The following is a 17,681-nucleotide window of genomic DNA, read 5'->3' on the forward strand; positions in this document are numbered from 1 at the left end:
CGCCGTGCGTGGGTGCCGGGTAAAGAATGCGGCTGCGGGACGTCTTTTTTCCTGAGGGATTTGATCGGATCACTACGCGTGGCTAATGTCTGGCCCGAACCTCCGCTCGGTTGATCACCTATCCGGGGTGGCAGCGGAGGACCGCCTCGTTCCGCACGCCGGGATCGCCCAGTCCTGTGCTGTGGAGCCGGAGATGACCAGACCGGCAGGCGGCTGAGGAAGAAGGAGCTCGCCCCAGTGGCGTCCCACCGTCGTCCCAAGCAGCCGAGTCGCGCACGTGTCAGTGTCTTCACCATGACCGCGGCCGCGGCTGTCGCACTCACCTCCCAGGCGGCCCATGCCGACCCCCAGTCGTCCAAGAAGGACGTCAAGGAGAAGGTCGACAAGCTGTACGAGGACGCCGAGGCGGCAACCGAGAAGTACAACGGCGCCAAGGAGAAGCAGTCCAAGCTCTCCGAGGAGGTCGAGAACCTGCAGGACAGCGTGGCCCGCGGCCAGGGCGAGCTCAACAGCATGCGCGACAAGCTGGGTTCGCTGGCGACCGCGCAGTACCGCTCGGGCGGGATCGACCCGTCGGTGCAGCTGTTCCTCTCCTCCGACCCGGACAGCTACCTGGACAAGGCCTCGGCCATGGACCAGTTGAGCACCAAGCAGGCCGGCGCCCTCAAGAAGGTCCAGGCCAAGCAGCGCACCCTCGCGCAGCAGCGCAAGGAAGCCTCGGGCAAGCTCAAGGACCTCGCCAGCACCCGCAAGGAGCTCGGCGAGAAGAAGAAGAAGATCCAGGGCAAGCTCTCCGAGGCCCAGCGGCTGCTCAACACGCTGACCGCCAAGGAGAAGGCGCGTCTCGCCGAGAAGCAGCAGCACGCCGACCGTGCCTCCAGCAACCGGGCCGACCTCGGCGACCTGCCCCCCGGCTCCGGCCATGCGGCTGCCGCGCTGTCCGCCGCCAAGGGCAAGATAGGCAGCCCGTACGTGTGGGGTGCCACCGGCCCCAGTTCCTTCGACTGCTCCGGGCTCACCTCGTGGGCCTACAAGCAGGCCGGCGTCTCGCTGCCGCGCACCTCGCAGGCGCAGGCCAACGCCGGGACCAGGATCTCCAGCCAGAGCCAGCTCAAGCCGGGCGACCTGGTGCTCTTCTACGGCGACCTGCACCACATCGGCCTCTACGCGGGCAACGGGCAGGTGCTGCACGCACCCAAGCCCGGCGCCTCGGTGCGGTTCGAGGCCATGGGCAACATGCCGTTCCAGTTCGGCGTCCGGGTCGGCTGACCCGGCGGGCGACCGGACCCCTCTCCGGCGCAGGGACCGTAGGGGGCAGGGCCGCGGAACGCGGCCGGGTCCTCCCGGAAGATCACCCGCCAGTGTGATGACCTTTAAACTTCGCCCTTCCGAGTGAACCCGCCCTGGCGGGGGCGGACTTCCGACCCGCCCGGTGACCTGCGCGATCAGTGAACCCCGGGGCGCGGGAGCGGACTTACCGGCGGTCCACGGTCCTTTGTCCCCCCTGGAGGCACGGCTACATTCTGCGGGCGCACGTCGCCTAGCGGAAGGAACGCCTCCTCCAGTGGCATCGCACCGGTCCCCTCGACATACCCCGCTGCCCGGCCAGGGCCGGCCGGCGCGGGTCACCGTGCTGTCGGCAGCAGCCGCCGGCGCGGCGGTCGCCCTCGTCCCCGCGGCCCCCGCGGGCGCGGAGCCCGACAACCAGCTCTCCGCCGCCACCCTCAACTCCCGGATCGACCGGCTCTACGAGCAGGCGGAAGTCGCGACGGAGAAGTACAACGGGGTGGCCGAGCGCACCGGCAAGCTGCGCGAGCAGGTGGCCCACGCGCAGGACGGTGTCGCCAGGGGCCAGACGGAGGTGAACGGGCTGCGCGACGCGCTGGGCGCGCTCGCGGGCGCGCAGTACCGCTCGGGGGGCATCGATCCCGCGCTGACGCTGATGCTCACCGAGGATCCCGACAGCTACCTCGCCAAGGCCGCAACCCTCGACCGCATCGGCAGCCGCCAGCTCGCCAAGCTGCGCCGACTGCAGTCCGCGCAGCGCGTCCTCGGACAGCGGCGCACCGAGGCGGCCGACAAGCTGGAGCAGCTCGCCGGACTCCAGCAGACCCTCGAACAGCGCAAGAAGGACGTCCGGCGGAAGCTGGCCGAGGCGCGGCGGCTGCTGGCGAGGCTCTCCCCCGAGGAGCGCGCCTCGCGGGACGGCCACCGCTCCCGCGCCGGCGGCCCCGGCATCGGTCCCGGCGGCTCCGCCCCGTCCTCGCAGCGGGCCGCCGCCGCGGTCGCCGCCGCCAGGTCCGCCGTCGGACGCCCCTACGCATGGGGCGCCGCAGGGCCGGGCTCCTTCGACTGCTCGGGGCTCACCCAGTGGGCGTACCGGCAGGCGGGCACCTCGATCCCGCGCACCTCGCAGGCCCAGCGCTCGGCCGGGCAGCAGGTACCGCTGGGCCGGGCCCGCCCCGGCGACCTGGTGATCTACCGGGACGACGCCAGCCATGTGGCCATGTACGTGGGCGGCGGCCAGGTCGTGCACGCGCCCCACCCCGGCGCGTCCGTGCGCTACGACCCGGTCGGCATGCTGCCGGTCTCCGCGGTCACCAGACCCTGACAGACCGGTCGGCCCCGACGGCCCGGTCCGTCGTTCCCCCCGGTCGCGGCGGTCGCGGCGGTCGCGGCGGTCGCGGCGGTCATGGCGGGTGCGGCGGGCGGGCCGCTCGGGAGGCCCCGGCCGGCCCGGATCCCACCCCCGTACCCTCGGTGGCGTGGGCGAGCGGCGGCACGGCATCCTCCGGTACGCGCGAGCGCTGAGCGGAACCGCGGCGCTCGCGCTGCTGTGTGCGCTCGGCGCCTTCGTGGTCGCCGACCGGGACGGCCAGGACCCGGCGCCCTTCCAGCGGGTGCTCGACCGGCAGGCCGCGGCCCTGCGCGCCGGTGACGAGCGCGGCTACCTCGACGCCGTCGACCCGCAGGCCCCCCGCCACCGCGGCGCACAGCGGCAGGCCTTCCACAATCTGCGCCGACTGCCGCTGTCCAGCTGGGCGTACGAGGTCCGCGAGGTCGCAGCGCCGCAGCGTGACGGTGGCGAGGCCGGGGGGTCCGGGACGGCGGCGGGGGACACGGTGACCGTCGAGGCGGCGCTGCGCTACCGGCTCGCGGACTACGACCGGGTCACCACCACGGCGACCGAGCGGTTCCGGTTCGTCCGGCGCGAGAGCGGATGGCGCATCGCCGGCGAGGCGTCCGGCAGCGACTCCCAACTGTGGGAGCAGGGCGCCATGACGGTCGTACGGGGCGCGCACAGCCTGGTCATGGGAGTGGGCCGGGACCGCACCGAACTGCGGGCCCTCGCCGAAGCCGCCGACCGTGCGGTGCCCGCCGTCGCCGGTACCTGGCCGGACGGCTGGTCCCGCAGGACTGTGCTGGAGGCGCCCGCCTCGGCGCGGCAGATGGCGCGCCTGCTGGGGACGCCCGCCGCGGACTCCGGCACATACGCGGGTATCGCCGCCGTCACCACGGGCGAGGCGGGCGGCGCCTCCCGGACCGGCGGCGGGGACGCACCGGCGGACCGGATCGTGGTCAACCCGCAGACCTACGGGCTGCTCAGCGAGGAGGGGCGGCACGTGGTGCTGACCCACGAGACGACGCATGTCGCCACCCGGCGGCAGACCACCTCGGCGACCCCGCTGTGGCTCTCCGAGGGCATCGCCGACTGGGCGGGCTACCGCCGCTCGCACCTGGCGCCCCGCGAGGCGGCGCCGGAACTGGCGCGTGCGCTCGCCGGCCGGACGGCGGACGGCGGCACCGCCCCGGCCCTGCGCGCCCTGCCGACGGACGCCGACTTCCGCTTCGGCAACGACCCGGCCGGGCTGGCCCGTGCCTACGAGGGCGGCTGGCTGGCCTGCCGGATGGTCGCCGAGGAGTGGGGGGCCGAGAAGCTGCTCGCCCTGTACACGCGGGCAGGCCGTGCGAACGGCGGCGGGCGCCCGGATCCGGACGCGGCGCTGCGGTCCGTACTGGGCGTGGGGAAGGCGCAATTCACCGAGCGCTGGCGTGCGTACGCCACCCGGGTGCTGGAACCCTAGAGCCCTTCGCGCGGGCCGCTCGGCACGGTCGGGCCGACCCCCGGAACCAGGGGGTCAGGTTCAGCTTGATCTAGCGCGGAACCCCGGGCGTTTACGCCCGGGAGGAAGCGCTTCTCTGGATCGCTCTGACCCGCGGGTGTCCACGAGTCTGTGCTGTTGACAACATCGCCCAGCGAGGCGCCGTGGTGTGGAACGCGGGGCGTGAGTCACGCGTCCCTGCCACCCCATAAGGGGTGTCTGGACGGAGGAGTCCACCCAGCAGCCAGCTGGGCACTGCCTCCAAGCCCGGTCCTTCAGGACCGGGTCAAGTCGACAACCCTGGGCCGGAGACCCCGGATCAGGGACCGGTCGGGTCGGACGCCGGGATCCGGTCGCCGTCCGGGCGGCGCATCCCGGGCACGCCGTCCCGCTCCGGGTCCGTGCCGGGGCAGGTGCTCCGCGGGGCGGGTACCGCCTCCCGGCCGCCGTCCCGGTCCGCGGTGCCCTCCGGCTTGCCGGGCACCGTCGAGCGCCACAGCCGCACGCAGGACAGCACGGCGGCGGCGACCAGCAGCATGTTGCGGAGGGCCAGCACCATCGTGCCCCGGGCCTCGCCGGTGACCACGTCGGCGAACCAGACGGGGAACTCCAACTGGGTCAGCCCGGTCGCCACCAGCACCAGCCACGCGGGCAGCGCCTGGCGTCCGGCCCGCAGCGTCAGACACACCGCGGCCAGCCCCAGCAGCCAGATCAGGTACTGCGGGCTCAGCACCCGGCTCGTGACGACGAACAGCAGCACGGCGGTGAGGGCGGCGTCCGCCAGGGTGGTCGGGGACCAGTTCCGCGCCCGCAGCCGCCACAGCAGCAGCCAGCCGAACACCGCCCCCGTCAGCACCACGGCGGTGTCGCTCACGGCCTGTACGCCCGGGCCCACGAACTCCATCGAGCCGTACCGCAGCAGCACCCGGCCCTCCCAGCCGAACTGCCGGGCGGCGTGCAGCGCCAGCGAGCCGACGGACTCGACCTCGGTTCCCCGGCCGCCCTGCGCCGACAGGAAGTCCAGCGCACCCGGCATCGCGGCGGCGAAGCCCGCCGTCACCAGCAGCACGGTCAGCAGCGCGCTCAGCCAGGCGGCGCGGGTCGCCCGGCCGCGCGGGGTACCGAGCAGCAGCAGCAGCGGCCACACCTTCACCAGCGCCCCCAGCCCGGCCAGCACTCCCGCCGCACGAGGATGCCGGGCGGCGGCCAGCAGCGCCGCGACGGCGGGAACGGTCACCATCAGGTCGTAGCGCGCGTACGCCGTCGGCCCCAGCAGCGGCACTCCGACGACCCAGGCCCACACCCCGGCCCGGCCGCGCAGGCCGGCCTCCGGGGCGCGCGGCCCGCGCCGCCGGGCGGCGTACAGCAGCAGTCCGAGCACCACCGCGTCGGCGGCGCAGGCCAGCACGAAGAACGCGGAGGCGTAGCCGAGCGGGAGCACCCCGGTGAGCAGCCCGGGGGAGAGGATCACCAGCGCGGCGCCGGGCGGGTACTGCCAGGTCACATCGTCGGACGGAAACGTTCCGTCGCTCAGTTGCCCGAACCAGCCGTGGTAGATCACCGAGACGTCGGACGTGATGTCCATACCGCCGGGCACGGTGAGGACCTTGAAGACGTAGAACAGCAGCACCGCCCGGGTGACCGACCACACCAGCACGGGCGCCACCGCACCGCGGGCCCTCCTCGGCTCGCCTCGCACACCTGTCCTTCCTCGCGCCCTGCGCCGCGCCGCCGCCCGATCCGGCCGGACCGCCGCGCGGTACTGTCGGCGACGATGCACAAGACCCTGATCGTCACCAACGACTTCCCGCCGCGCCCCGGCGGCATCCAGGCGTTCCTGCACAGCATGGCGCTGCGCCTGGACCCGTCCCAGGTCGTTGTCTACGCCTCTACCTGGAAGCGGGGCCGCGAAGGCGCGGAGGCCACCGCGGCCTTCGACGCCGAGCAGCCTTTCACAGTGGTCCGCGACCGTACGACGATGCTGCTGCCCACTCCGCGGGTGACCAAGCGTGCCTGCTCGCTGCTCGCGGAGCACGGCTGCCGCGCGGTGTGGTTCGGGGCCGCCGCACCCCTCGGGCTGATGGCGCCCGCGCTGCGCAGGGCGGGCGCCGAGCGGATCGTGGCCACCACGCACGGCCATGAGGCGGGCTGGGCGCAGCTCCCCGTGGCGCGCGGACTGCTGCGCAGGATCGGGGACCGCACCGACACCCTCACCTACCTCGGCGACTACACCCGCCGCAGGATCGCCGCCGTGCTCTCTCCCGGGGCCGCGGACCGGATGGTGCAACTGCCGCCCGGCGTCGACGAGAAGACCTTCCATCCCGGCTCGGGCGGCGACGCGGTCCGGGCAAGGCTGGGCCTGAGCGACCGGCCCGTGGTCGTGTGCGTCTCGCGCCTGGTGCGCCGCAAGGGGCAGGACACCCTCATCGAGGCCATGCCCCGGGTGCTGGAGGCGGTGCCCGACGCGGTGCTGCTGCTCGTCGGCGACGGCCCCCGCCGCACCGACCTGGAGCGGCTGGCCGCCGCCCGCGGCCTCACCGACGCCGTGCGCTTCACCGGCCCGGTCGACTGGGAGGAACTGCCCGCGCACCACGGCGCGGGCGACGTGTTCGCGATGCCGTGCCGCACCCGGCGCGGCGGGCTGGACGTGGAGGGGCTCGGCATCGTCTACCTGGAGGCGTCGGCGACCGGACTGCCCGTCGTCGCCGGGGACTCCGGCGGCGCACCGGACGCCGTGCTGGACGGCGAGACCGGCCACGTCGTCCCCGGCGGCAGCCCCGCGCGGACCGCGGACCGCCTGATCGAACTCCTCCGCGACCCCGCGCTGCGCACCCGGATGGGCACCCGGGGCCGCCGATGGGTGGAGGAGTGCTGGCGCTGGGACCTGCTGGCCGAACGGCTGCGCGAACTGCTGTGACCCGGGCGCCGGGGCGGCGCCCCGGCGCCGCATGCGGTACCGGACCCGCGAGGTGCGGGCCTACGCCGTGTAGAGGGCCTCGATCTCGTCGGCGAAGTCCTTGGCGACCACGCCCCGCTTGAGCTTCAGCGAGGGGGTGACATGGCCGGATTCCTCGGTGAACTGTTCCCGCAGCACCCGGAACTTGCGGACCGACTCGGCCTTGGAGACGGCCTTGTTGCCCTCGTCCACGGCGGTCTGGAGCTCGGCGAGCAGCTCGGGGTCGGCCAGCAGCTTCTCGTGGGCGAGCTGCTCCTTGCCGTGTTCGGCGGCCCAGCGCGGCAGGAACTCCTCGTCCACGGTCAGCAGTGCGCCGACGAAGGGGCGGCCGTCGCCGACCACCATGCACTCGGCGACCAGCGCGTGCGCCCGGATGCGGTCCTCGATCACGGCGGGGGCGACGTTCTTGCCGCCCGCGGTGACCAGGATCTCCTTCTTGCGCCCGGTGATGGTCAGATAGCCGTCGGCATCCAGGGTGCCCAGGTCGCCGGTGTGGAACCAGCCGTCGGTCAGCGCCTCGTCGCTCGCCTGCTGGTTGTTCCAGTAGCCGGTGAACAGGTGCTCGCCGTGCAGCAGCACCTCGCCGTCGTCGGCGATCCGCACCACGGAGCCCGGCAGCGGCTGCCCCACGGTGCCGATCTTGGGGCGGTCGTAGGGGTTGAAGGCCGTCGCGGCGCAGGACTCGGTCAGCCCGTAGCCCTCCAGCACGGTGAAGCCGACGCCGCGGAAGAAGTGGCCCAGCCGCGCGCCCAGCGGTGCGCCGCCGGAGATGGCGTGGGTGGCCCGGCCGCCGAGGACGGCGCGCAGCTTGCTGTAGACCAGCTTGTCGAAGACCTTGTGCTGGATGCGCAGCTTGAGCGACGGGCCGGCCGGGTCGTCCAGGGCGCTGCTGTAGGCGCCGGCGACCTCGGCGGCCCGGTCGAAGATCCTGCCCTTGCCACCGGCGACGGCCTGGGCCCGGGCTGAGTTGAAGACCTTCTCGAAGACGCGGGGGACGCCCAGCACCATCGTCGGGCGGAAGGAGCCCAGCTCGTCGGTGAGGTTCCGCAGGTCCGAGACGTGCCCCAGCTTGATCGGCGCCATCACGGCCGCCACCTGCACCAGCCGTCCGAAGACGTGGGCGACCGGCAGGAACAGCAGCACCGATCCCTCGCCGGGCCGGAACATGGGGCGCAGCCGCTCGACGACGTTCCCGCACTCCGCGAAGAAGCTGCGGTGGGTGAGTACGCAGCCCTTGGGGCGGCCGGTGGTGCCGGAGGTGTAGACGATGGTGGCGGGGGAGTCCGCGTCGGCGGCGGAGCTGCGCTCCTCGACCTGCTCGTCGCTGATCCCGGCGCCGAGCGCGGCGAGCCGGGCGACGGCGGTGCTCTCCTCGGCGCTCTCGGCGTCCGCGGGCTCGATCTGCCACACGTTCCGCAGCGCGGGCAGCCGGTCGCGGACGGAGTCCACGGCGGCGGTGTGCGCCTCGGTCTCCACCAGGCAGACGACGGCGCCGGAGTCGCCCAGGATCCAGGAGATCTGCTCGGGCGAGCTGGTCTCGTAGACGGGGACGGTGACGCCGCCCGCGCTCCAGATGGCGAAGTCCAGCAGCGTCCATTCGTAACGGGTGCGGGACATCAGACCCACCCGGTCGCCGGGTTCCACACCCGCGGCTATCAGGCCCTTGGCGGCCTGCCGCACCTCGGCGAGGAACGCGGCGGCGGTCAGGTCCTCCCAGCGGCCGTTCCGCTTGCGCCCGATGACGGGGAGGTCCGGGTGCTGAGCCGCGTTCCGGCGGATGAGGTCCGTCAGGTTTCCCTCTGCGGGGACTTCATAGAGGGCCGGAAGGCTGTACTCGCGCAAGACTGCTGCTCCTCGTCGGCGCGCCAAAAAGGGGGCCGCGGGGGCCGGCCTCCGTTGGCTCGGTCCGGGGTCGGCGGACGATCCCGGAAGAATGACGGCCCGGACGTTACCCATCGGTATGGGGGTGGGGGTAGAGGGTGGCGCACAGATGTTTTGTGCGTCACAGGTGGAGATGGCTGATAGCAGCCTAGTAGAGGTGTTCACGGACACGGAAGTCGCGAGGGGGAGAGAGCGGGAACAGCGGCGCGTACCGCACTTTTCGGCCGTCCCGGCGGACGGGAGCACCGGTCCGCGCCCGCCGCCCGGGGGCGGCTCCCTCTCCCGGCCGCGCGCGGGGCGACCTAGGGTGGGTGCATGCGAGTCCACGTGGTCAGCGACGTACACGGCAACAGCGCCGACCTCGGAAAGGCGGGCGCAGGCGCGGACGCGCTGATCTGCCTGGGAGACCTCGTCCTCTTCCTGGACTACGCCGACCACTCGCGCGGCATCTTCCCCGACCTGTTCGGCGTCGAGAACGCGGACCGCATCGTCGCCCTGCGCACGGCCCGGCGCTTCACCGAGGCCCGCGCCTTCGCCCGGGAGCTGTGGGCCGGGATCGACCGCGACGCGGCGACGGAGCGGGCGGTGCGCAAGCAGTACGCCGAACTCTTCGCGGCCTTCCCCACGCCCACGTACGCCACCTACGGCAACGTCGACGTGCCGCCCCTGTGGCCGGAGTACGCGCCCGAGGGCGTCCGGGTCCTCGACGGCGAGACGGCCGACATCGGGGGGTGGCGGTTCGGCTTCGTCGGCGGCGGTCTGCGCACCCCGATGCGCACGCCCTACGAGATCGACGAGGAGACCTACGCGGCGAAGGTCGCCGCACTGGGCGAGGTCGACGTGCTGTGCAGCCACATCCCGCCCGAGGTGCCCGAACTGTGCTACGACACCGTCGCGCGCCGCTTCGAGCGGGGCAGCACGCACCTGCTGGAGGCGCTGCACGAGGTGCGGCCGCGCTACCACCTTTTCGGCCACGTCCATCAGCCGCTGGTCCGGCGGATGCGGATCGGCGCCACCGAGTGCGTCAATGTCGGCCACTTCAACGCCACCGGGACCCCCTGGGTGCTGGAGTGGTGACCCGTGCGGGCCCGCGCCCAGGGGGCGCGGGGTAGCCTTCGACGGCAGACGCATCCCCGCCCCCCGGCGGGCATCCCGCACGGTCTCGTCCCTGTGCGGCGGGTGTCGCGCGCTCGTCCCTGTGCGGCGGGTGTCGCGCGGCGGACAATTCGGACACGGTATATCGGAGGGCCATGGCGATGGCGGAACACACCAGCTCGAGCATCACGGTCGACGCGGCGCCCGAGGCCGTGATGGGCGTGATCTCCGACTTCCCCCGCTACCCGGAGTGGGCCGGCGAGGTGAAGGAGGCCGAGGTCCTCGGCCGGGACGAGCACGGCCACGCCGAACAGGTGCGCCTGCTGCTGGACGCCGGAGCCATCAAGGACGAGCACACCCTGGCCTACGAGTGGATCGGCGGCGCCGAGCCGCACGAGGTGCGCTGGTCCCTGGTCAAGTCCCAGATGCTGCGCTCCCTGGACGGCCTCTACCGGCTCACCCCCGTCGACGGCGGCGCGCGCACCGAGGTCACCTACCAGCTCACCGTCGACGTCAAGATCCCCATGCTCGGCATGATCAAGCGCAAGGCGGAGAAGGTCATCATCGACCGCGCGCTCGACGGGCTGAAGAAGCGTGTCGAGGCGGGCGGCGCCGAGGCGTCCGAGGCCGGCAACTGACCGGCACGGCCCCCGGCTCCGCGCCCACCGGCCCGCAGACCGTCCTGGTCACCGGCGCGGGCGGAGCGGGGCGCAGCACGGTGGCCGCGGCCACCGCGTGCGCGGCCGCCGCCCAGGGGCACCGCACCCTGCTGCTGAGCGCCGAGCCGGCCCGCCACCTGGCCGCGCTGCTCGGTGCGGCACCCGACGGTGCGGCGGCCGCCGCACCGGTTCCCCCGCCGGACGCGTCCGCGGCGGGCGTGCCGGAACCCGTCGCCGCGGTGCCGGGGCTGTGGTTGCTGCGCATCGACTCCGGCGCGGAGTTCCGCAGCCGGGCCGTCGCCCTCCAGGAGCGCGGCAAGACCGTGCTCGACCTGCTGGGCGCCGTACCGCTGGACGAGGACGAGCTGACCGAACTGCCCGGCGCGGAGACGTTCGCGCTGCTGCGTGCGCTGCTGCTGGCACACGACGAGGCCGCGGGGAGCGCCGACGGGACGGCGGACCGCGGTGGGAGCGAGGGCCGGGACGGCGCCGGCTGGGACGCCGATGGGGACGCCGGCTGGGACGTCGGCTGGGACATCGTCGTCGCGGACATGCCCCCCTCCCCGCAGGGGATCAACCTGCTCGCGCTGCCCGCACAGCTGCGCCGCTACCTGCGCCGCCTCGTCCCCGCCGAGCGGCAGGCGGCCCGCGCCCTGCGCCCTGTGCTGGCCCAGCTCGCCGGCGCTCCGATGCCCGCGCAGTGGCTGTACGAGTCCGCCACGCGCTGGTCGCAGGAGCTGGCCGCGGTCCAGCGGGTCGTGGAGTCCCCGGCGACGGTCGTCCGACTGGTCACCGAGCCCGGACCACTCGCTGCCGAGGCCCTGCGCACGGCCGGGGCCGGACTGCGGCTGCACGGGCTCGCGCTGGAGTCCGTCGTCGCCAACCGTCTGCTGCCCGCAGGCTCCGCGGACTCCTGGCTGGCGGAGCTGGTCGGGCAGCAGCAGACCGCGCTCGCCGCACTGCGTGAGAAGTGCGAGGCCGAGGGCGTCCCGCTGTGCGAGCTGCCGCACCTGGGCCGGGATCCGCGCGGCCCCGCGGACCTGGGGGCACTGGCCGCCGCAGCCCGCACCGCCGTGACGCCCGACCGGGACAGCGGCCCCGGGCTGCACCCGCCCGCCGGGGCCGAGAGCGGGTCCGGCACCGATGTCGCCTACGGCTGGCTGGAGGACCGGCTGGCCGGGGACGGCCGGCTGGTGTGGCAGCTTCCGCTGCCGGGCGCCGACCGGAGCGAGCTGGAACTGGTGCGCCGCGGGGACGAGTTGACCGTCGGCGTCGGCCCCTACCGCCGGGTGCTGCCGCTCCCCTCGGCGCTGCGCCGCTGCCGTGTCTCCGGCGCCGGCCTCAAGGGCGGGGTGCTGGGGGTCCGTTTCACGCCCGACCCGGAGCTGTGGCCCGAGCAGGCCGGTTCCCGGCCCGCCGGACGTACGGACTGAGCGGACCCGTCGGCACGGACGGGGCGGCACCGACGCGTCGGCACGGACGCGTCGGCACGGACGCGTCGGCACGGACGCGTCGGCACGGACGCGTCGGCACCGACGCGTCGGCACGGACGCGTCGGCAGGGATCGGGCGGGCAGGGATCGGGCGGCCGCGTCCGGCGGTCCGCCTCCGCGGCCGGACGCCCGCACCCGGCGCCGCTGTTCGGGTAACGTCGGAAGGTGCGCGGACCCGCGTCAGCACCCGCCGCGCACCTTCGCGCACCGTCCGCCACCCGCCGCCGTAGGAGCCCGCCATGAGCGATGAAGCCGAGCGCCCCGACGCCCCGGACCCCGACGCCTGGGCCACCGCGTGCGAGGAGGACCTGACCGCCGAGAAGGCGCGCCGTCGCGCCCGGTACGGCCCGCCGCCGAGCAGCGCGGCCGAGGAACTGCGCAAGCTGGCGGAAGCGGTCACCGAGAAGGTCGCCGAGTTCGGCAAGCCCTTGGCGGGCACGGTCGGATCGGCCGCCGCGCACGGCGTGGCGCAGCAGCTGTTCAAGCAGGCCAAGGCGACCTTCGAGCCGGTCGTCGAGCGCAATCCCCAGCTCTTCGACCACCTCGCGGCGGCCGGCGGGGAGCTGCTGGCCGCCTACCGTTCCGTGGTCCAGGAGTCCGAGCGCCGCTGGAGCGAGCCGCGGGACGCGAACGCGTCCGGCCGGGCCGCCGGCGGCGAGCGGATCGACGTCGAGGAGGCCGCCGACCGCACCCGCGCCGCCGACCGCGACGCCCGGGTGGTGGAGGAGGTCGTGGTCGAGCCGGGCGCCGATGCCGATGCCGATGCCGATGCCGATGCCGGTCCCGGCTCCGGCACCGCATCGGACGCGGCACCCGGCCCGGCTCCGGCGGGCCCCTCAGCGGAGCCGTCCGGGGGCGAGGCGTCGGGCGGCACCGGGCGCGGCGACGGGGACGGCGGCGATCCCGGGGGCACGGAGGCGCGCGGCAGCGCCTGAGCGTCCCGACCGGCGTCGGCGCCGGCGAGGGCACCCCGGGCAGGCGCCCGGCCCCCGGCAGCCGTCGGCGCCGAAGGCACCCGGGGCAGGCGCCCGGCCCGGCGGACGCCTGTCCGTCCCCGGCACGTGCCCGACCGTGCCCGGTGGGCCGGTGTGCTCCGGTACGGTTGGCTGCGGCGGGGATCACATCGGATGACCGAGGGACACATGGGACTCACAATCGGGGTCGACATCGGCGGCACCAAGATCGCGGCTGGCGTTGTGGACGAGAAAGGCACGATCCTCGAGACCAGCAAGGTGCCCACACCCGACACCCCCGACGCCGTGATCGACGCCATCGCGGACGCCGTCCGCCAGGCCAGTGCCGAACACCAGGTGGAGGCCGTCGGGATCGGCGCCCCCGGGTACGTGGACGACAAGCGTGCCACCGTGCTGTTCACGCCCAACCTGAGCTGGCGTCACGAGCCGCTCAAGGACAAGGTCGAGCAGCGCATCGACCTGCCCGTCGTGATCGAGAACGACGCCAACGCCGCGGCCTGGGGCGAGTACAAGTTCGGCGTCGGCACCGGGCACGAGGACGTCGTCTGCATCACCATCGGCACCGGCCTGGGCGGCGGCACCATCATCGGCGGCAAGCTGCACCGCGGACGGTACGGAGTGGCCGCCGAGTTCGGCCACATCCGGATGGTCCCCGACGGCCTGCTGTGCGGCTGCGGCAACCAGGGCTGCTGGGAGCAGTACGCCTCCGGGCGCGCGCTGCTGCGCTACGCCCGGCAGCGCGCCACCGCCACCCCGGACAACGCCGAGATCCTGCTGGGGCTGGGGGACGGCACCACCGAGGGCATCCACGGCAAGCACGTCAGCCAGGCGGCCCGGCAGGGCGACCCGGTTGCCATCGACTCCTTCCGCGAGCTCGCCCGCTGGGTGGGCTCCGGCCTGGCCGACCTGGCCTCCCTCTTCGACCCGGGTGCCTTCATCGTCGGCGGCGGCGTCTCCGACGAGGGTGAACTGGTCCTCGACCCGATCCGCAAGTCCTACCGGCGCTGGCTCGTCGGCAGCCGCTGGCGCCCGCACGCCGACGTGCTCGCCGCCCAACTGGGCAACAAGGCGGGCCTCGTGGGCGTCGCGGACCTCGCCCGCCAGGGCTGACCGGACCGGGGGCCGCGCCGATGACGGGGCACACCACCGGGGCGCGGCCCGCACGGGCCGCGGAATTGCCGCGCTCCCGCACGGAGCCCGACGGCGCGGCCGTCGTCCGGCTGCTCAGCTACAACATCCGCTCCCTGCGCGACGATCCGGAGGCGCTCGTCCGGATCGTCCGGGCGTGCGCCCCGGACGTCGTGTGCGTGCAGGAGGCGCCGCGCTTCTTCCGCTGGCGCAAGCGTGCCGCCTGGCTGGCGCGGCGCACCGGCCTCACCTATGTGACCGGCGGTGCGACGGCTGCCGGACCGCTCCTCCTCGCCTCGCTGCGGGCCCACGTGGAGGACACCGAGGACGTGCTGCTGCCGCGTACGCCCGGGCTGCACCGGCGCGGGCTCGCCCTCGCCCGGCTGCGGTTCGGGCCCGCGGCCCGGCTGGGCGTGGTCAGCTTCCACCTGAGCCTGCAGGCCCGCGAACGGCGGGAGCAGGCCCGCGCGCTGCTGGAGCGGACCGCCGCGCTGGGCCCCGCCGTGGTGGCCGCCGGGGACGTCAACGAGCGGGCGGGCGGGCGGACGTTCGCGCTGCTCGGTACGGAACTGCGGGACGCCTGGGCCGCCGCGCCCTGGAGCGGGGAGCACACCTCGCCCGCCGCGGCGCCGCGGCGGCGCATCGACGCCGTCTTCGCGGGGGAGGGAGTCGAGGTACTGGGCGCGGGTGTGCCCCGGGGGCTGCCGGGGGTGGCGGAGGCCGATCTGGCCGCCGCCACCGACCACCTCCCGGTGCTGGCGGCCCTGCGCGTCCCCGCGGGATGAACCGGGCGCGTCCCCGCGGGGTGAACCGGGTCCGGTCAGACCACCGCGCCGCGCCCCGGGTCGTCCGGATCGTCGTCCCGGCCGTCCCGCAGCCGGGTCACCAGGGTGGCGAACCCGCCCAGGAATCCGCCGATCCCCAGAGTGACGATCCACCACGTCAGATCGGCCTGCAGCAGCACGGCGCCGATCAGCAGCAGCGGCCCGCCCAGCGCGGCGACCCAGGCGAACTTGGTGGTGGTGTCCGTCTCGGGCAGCGGTGGCGGCTCCGGCGGCTCGAAGTGCCCCTCGCCGTCCTCGTCGTCCGCACCCTCCGGCGGTGCGGGCTGCCAGTCGCGCGGCCCGGTTCCGGCCGCGTAGACGGTGAAGCTGCGCGCCGGGGGCTCCGTGTCGGGAGCGGGCCGGGGCTTGGCGAGCATGTCGCCGTCCGGCTCCCCGGCGCCGTCCCGGTCCTCCTCGCGGTCCCCGTCCGTGCTGCGGCTCCCGGACGCGCCGTCCGCCGTGTCAGCCGCGGGCTCCTCGCCGTACGCGGCGACGATCGCGGCCCAGGCCGCCTCCTCCTCGGGAGGCAGGGACGAGCCGCCGCCGCGCGCTGCGGACGCGTCTCGGGACTCGTGCGGCTCCTCCTCGTCCGGGTCACGCGCTGTCACGAGCGCTCCGTGCCGTGCTGAGCGGCGCGTCCTCGGCGGCGGTGAGCCGGTCGATGAAGCCGCGGCTGTCGGCGAAGATCTGCTCCGCGTCGTGGTCGAGGGTGGCGACGTGGAAGCTGTGCTCCAGCACGGTCTCGGTCACGTCGGTGGAGGAGACCCGGCTCAGGACGAGTGCGGAGTCGGTGGGCGGCACCACATGGTCCGTCCTGCTGTGCAGCAGCAGGAGCGGCTGCGTCACCTTCGGCAGGTCGTCGCGGACGACGCGGACGAGGTCGCGCATCGCGTACGCGGCCCGGGTGGGCACCCGGTCGTAGCCCAGCTCGTGCCGGCCGGTTTTGGCGATGTCGTTCGCGATGCCCGGCGCCGAGCGGATCAGGAAGCGGCCGAGGGTCAGCGCGTGCCCCTGCATCCGCGGGAACGTCGTCGCCGGGTTGACCAGGACGATCCCCTGCACCGCAGCGCCGTGCCGGGCGGCCAGCCGCAGCGCCAGCGCACCGCCCATCGACAGGCCGCAGACGAAGACCCGCTCGCATCGGTCGCGCAGCAGTCGCAGCTCCCGGTCCACTGTCGCGTACCAGTCCTCCCAGCCTGTCATCGCCAGCTCCTCCCAGCGGGTGCCGTGGCCGGGGAGCAGTGGCAGGGAGACGGTCAGGCCGTGCCCGGCCAGGTCCTCGGCCCAGGGGCGCAGCGACTGCGGGGACCCGGTGAAGCCGTGGCAGAGCAGCACGCCGGTCGACGAACCGTCGTGGCGGAAGGGCTCGGCTCCGGGGAGGATGGGCGGCACGGTGGGCCTCCAGAGGCTCAGCGGTCGGAACTCGGCAAGGAGTGCTGCCACCCTAATTCGTCGCCGGGCACTCCGGCAGTGTCCAGGGGGCTCACAGGAGTACCCCGGCCGGGGCGCGGCTGCGGCCCCCGGCGGCAGCCCGGTCCCTGCGCGGCCGTCGTGCCGGGGCGGACCGGGCCGGACGCAGCCGTGCGGGACGCAGCCGTGCGGGACGGAACCTGACCGACCGGAGCCCCGCCGGGTGGAGTCAGGCCGTCCGCGGCCGGGTGCGGGCGGCCGGGTTCCGGGAGCACCGGGGCGGGATAGGGTCGGTGCCGGTCCCACCAAGGAGGTCGAGGTTGTTCTACAGCGCGATGAAGCTGTCGGTCGGCAGCTCGCTGAAGCTCGCGTTCCGGCCCTGGGTGGAGGGCCTGGAGAACGTGCCCGCCGAGGGGCCCGCCATCCTGGCGAGCAACCACCTCTCCTTCTCCGACTCCTTCTTCCTGCCCGCCGTCCTGGACCGGAAGGTCACCTTCATCGCGAAGGCCGAGTACTTCACCTCACCCGGGGTCAAGGGCAAGCTGACGGCGGCGTTCTTCAAGGGCGTCGGCCAGCTTCCGGTCGATCGCTCCGGCGTGCGCGGAGCGGGCGAGGCGGCGATCCGCAGCGGGCTGGAGGTACTGGAGCGCGGCGAGCTGTTCGGGATCTACCCCGAGGGCACCCGCTCGCCCGACGGGCGCCTCTACCGCGGCAAGCCCGGCGGTCTGGCGCGGGTCGCGCTGCGCTCGGGTGCGCCGGTGCTCCCGGTGGCGATGATCGACACGGAGAAGATCCAGCCGCCCGGCAAGGTCGTACCCAAGCTGATGCGCCCGGGCATCCGGATCGGTGAGCCGCTGGACTTCAGCCGGTACCAGGGCATGGACAACGACCGGTTCATCCAGCGCGCGGTCACCGACGAGGTGATGTACGCGATCCTGAAGCTCTCCGGGCAGGAGTACGTGGACATCTACGCGACGGCGGCCAAGCGCCAACTGGCCGAGGCGGCCAAGGCGGAGAAGGCGGAGAAGGCTGCCGAGGCCGCGCGCAAGGAGCGCCCGGCGCAGGGGCAGGACGGGCAGGACCGGGCCGGGGGCGGCCGGGCGGCCTGAGGTCTACCCGTCCGGGCGGGCCGGGAGCTGCCCGGACGGGCCTTCCGGTG

General features: G+C 74.4%; 15 protein-coding genes. 11 read left to right on the forward strand and 4 right to left on the reverse strand.

Annotated elements, in window-relative coordinates; translation table 11 throughout:
- Positions 1–237: 237 nt before the first annotated feature.
- From ACFYNS_RS04440 to ACFYNS_RS04450, 3 genes are all read left to right on the forward strand, one after another.
- Positions 238–1,269, forward strand: a complete 1,032-nt coding sequence (locus ACFYNS_RS04440) for an NlpC/P60 family protein (RefSeq protein ID WP_360303483.1) — start codon at positions 238–240, stop codon at positions 1,267–1,269.
- A 295-nt stretch (positions 1,270–1,564) separates the two neighbouring features.
- Positions 1,565–2,611: an NlpC/P60 family protein gene (locus tag ACFYNS_RS04445; protein WP_360303481.1), complete on the forward strand. Its 1,047-nt coding sequence runs from the start codon at positions 1,565–1,567 to the stop codon at positions 2,609–2,611.
- Between the two features lie 154 nt (positions 2,612–2,765).
- A complete protein-coding gene (locus tag ACFYNS_RS04450; protein ID WP_388600719.1) occupies positions 2,766–4,085 on the forward strand; it encodes a hypothetical protein in 1,320 nt (439 codons plus the stop codon).
- Between the two features lie 337 nt (positions 4,086–4,422).
- Here ACFYNS_RS04450 and ACFYNS_RS04455 read toward each other — a convergent pair whose 3' ends face one another.
- Complete coding sequence (locus ACFYNS_RS04455) at positions 4,423–5,802, reverse strand: glycosyltransferase family 87 protein (protein WP_360301020.1); 1,380 nt, start codon at positions 5,800–5,802, stop codon at positions 4,423–4,425.
- Positions 5,803–5,877: 75 nt separating this feature from the next.
- On the opposite strand from ACFYNS_RS04455, the gene ACFYNS_RS04460 reads away from it, so the two are divergent.
- Entirely contained in the window at positions 5,878–7,020 is a 1,143-nt protein-coding gene (locus tag ACFYNS_RS04460; protein WP_360301023.1) for a glycosyltransferase family 4 protein, read from the forward strand.
- A gap of 60 nt (positions 7,021–7,080) precedes the next feature.
- On the opposite strand, the gene ACFYNS_RS04465 is transcribed toward ACFYNS_RS04460, so the two are convergent.
- Positions 7,081–8,901: an AMP-dependent synthetase/ligase gene (locus ACFYNS_RS04465; RefSeq protein ID WP_388600723.1), complete on the reverse strand. Its 1,821-nt coding sequence runs from the start codon at positions 8,899–8,901 to the stop codon at positions 7,081–7,083.
- A 354-nt stretch (positions 8,902–9,255) separates the two neighbouring features.
- Between ACFYNS_RS04465 and ACFYNS_RS04470 the strand changes: the two genes are divergently transcribed.
- From ACFYNS_RS04470 to ACFYNS_RS04495, 6 genes are all read left to right on the forward strand, one after another.
- The gene (locus tag ACFYNS_RS04470; protein ID WP_360301028.1) at positions 9,256–10,017 is read left to right on the forward strand and encodes a metallophosphoesterase; all 762 of its coding nucleotides are present in this window, start codon (positions 9,256–9,258) and stop codon (positions 10,015–10,017) included.
- Between the two features lie 179 nt (positions 10,018–10,196).
- Positions 10,197–10,673, forward strand: a complete 477-nt coding sequence (locus ACFYNS_RS04475) for an SRPBCC family protein (protein WP_360301034.1) — start codon at positions 10,197–10,199, stop codon at positions 10,671–10,673.
- A gap of 44 nt (positions 10,674–10,717) precedes the next feature.
- Positions 10,718–12,127, forward strand: a complete 1,410-nt coding sequence (locus ACFYNS_RS04480) for an ArsA-related P-loop ATPase (protein ID WP_360301037.1) — start codon at positions 10,718–10,720, stop codon at positions 12,125–12,127.
- A 298-nt stretch (positions 12,128–12,425) separates the two neighbouring features.
- Positions 12,426–13,121, forward strand: coding sequence for a DUF5304 family protein (locus tag ACFYNS_RS04485; protein ID WP_388600726.1), 696 nt, complete (start codon positions 12,426–12,428; stop codon positions 13,119–13,121).
- Positions 13,122–13,328: 207 nt separating this feature from the next.
- On the forward strand, positions 13,329–14,270 hold the full coding sequence (locus ACFYNS_RS04490; protein WP_360301031.1) for an ROK family glucokinase: 942 nt from the start codon (positions 13,329–13,331) through the stop codon (positions 14,268–14,270).
- 20 nt (positions 14,271–14,290) lie between these two features.
- Positions 14,291–15,073, forward strand: a complete 783-nt coding sequence (locus ACFYNS_RS04495) for an endonuclease/exonuclease/phosphatase family protein (protein ID WP_388600730.1) — start codon at positions 14,291–14,293, stop codon at positions 15,071–15,073.
- 35 nt (positions 15,074–15,108) lie between these two features.
- Here the strand turns inward: ACFYNS_RS04495 and ACFYNS_RS04500 are convergent, their stop codons facing one another.
- Both ACFYNS_RS04500 and ACFYNS_RS04505 read right to left on the reverse strand, forming a co-directional pair.
- A complete protein-coding gene (locus tag ACFYNS_RS04500) occupies positions 15,109–15,720 on the reverse strand; it encodes a hypothetical protein (protein WP_360302826.1) in 612 nt (203 codons plus the stop codon).
- On the reverse strand, positions 15,707–16,504 hold the full coding sequence (locus ACFYNS_RS04505; RefSeq protein WP_388600732.1) for an alpha/beta hydrolase: 798 nt from the start codon (positions 16,502–16,504) through the stop codon (positions 15,707–15,709). The genes ACFYNS_RS04500 and ACFYNS_RS04505 overlap by 14 nt, the downstream gene beginning before the upstream one ends.
- Before the next feature lie 338 nt (positions 16,505–16,842).
- Between ACFYNS_RS04505 and ACFYNS_RS04510 the strand changes: the two genes are divergently transcribed.
- Entirely contained in the window at positions 16,843–17,631 is a 789-nt protein-coding gene (locus tag ACFYNS_RS04510) for a lysophospholipid acyltransferase family protein (RefSeq protein ID WP_360302820.1), read from the forward strand.
- Positions 17,632–17,681: the final 50 nt, after the last annotated feature.

This window comes from Streptomyces sp. NPDC006925, from assembly GCF_042869575.1.
GTDB lineage: Bacteria > Actinomycetota > Actinomycetes > Streptomycetales > Streptomycetaceae > Streptomyces.

Excerpts from the sequence above, each read along its gene's own strand:
- ACFYNS_RS04495 (WP_388600730.1), top strand. The coding sequence starts at position 14,291 with ATGACGGGGCACACCACCGGGGCGCGGCCCGCACGGGCCGCGGAATTG.
- ACFYNS_RS04460 (WP_360301023.1), top strand. The coding sequence starts at position 5,878 with ATGCACAAGACCCTGATCGTCACCAACGACTTCCCGCCGCGCCCCGGC.
- ACFYNS_RS04470 (WP_360301028.1), top strand. The coding sequence starts at position 9,256 with ATGCGAGTCCACGTGGTCAGCGACGTACACGGCAACAGCGCCGACCTC.
- ACFYNS_RS04475 (WP_360301034.1), top strand. The coding sequence starts at position 10,197 with ATGGCGGAACACACCAGCTCGAGCATCACGGTCGACGCGGCGCCCGAG.
- ACFYNS_RS04490 (WP_360301031.1), top strand. The coding sequence starts at position 13,329 with ATGGGACTCACAATCGGGGTCGACATCGGCGGCACCAAGATCGCGGCT.
- ACFYNS_RS04485 (WP_388600726.1), top strand. The coding sequence starts at position 12,426 with ATGAGCGATGAAGCCGAGCGCCCCGACGCCCCGGACCCCGACGCCTGG.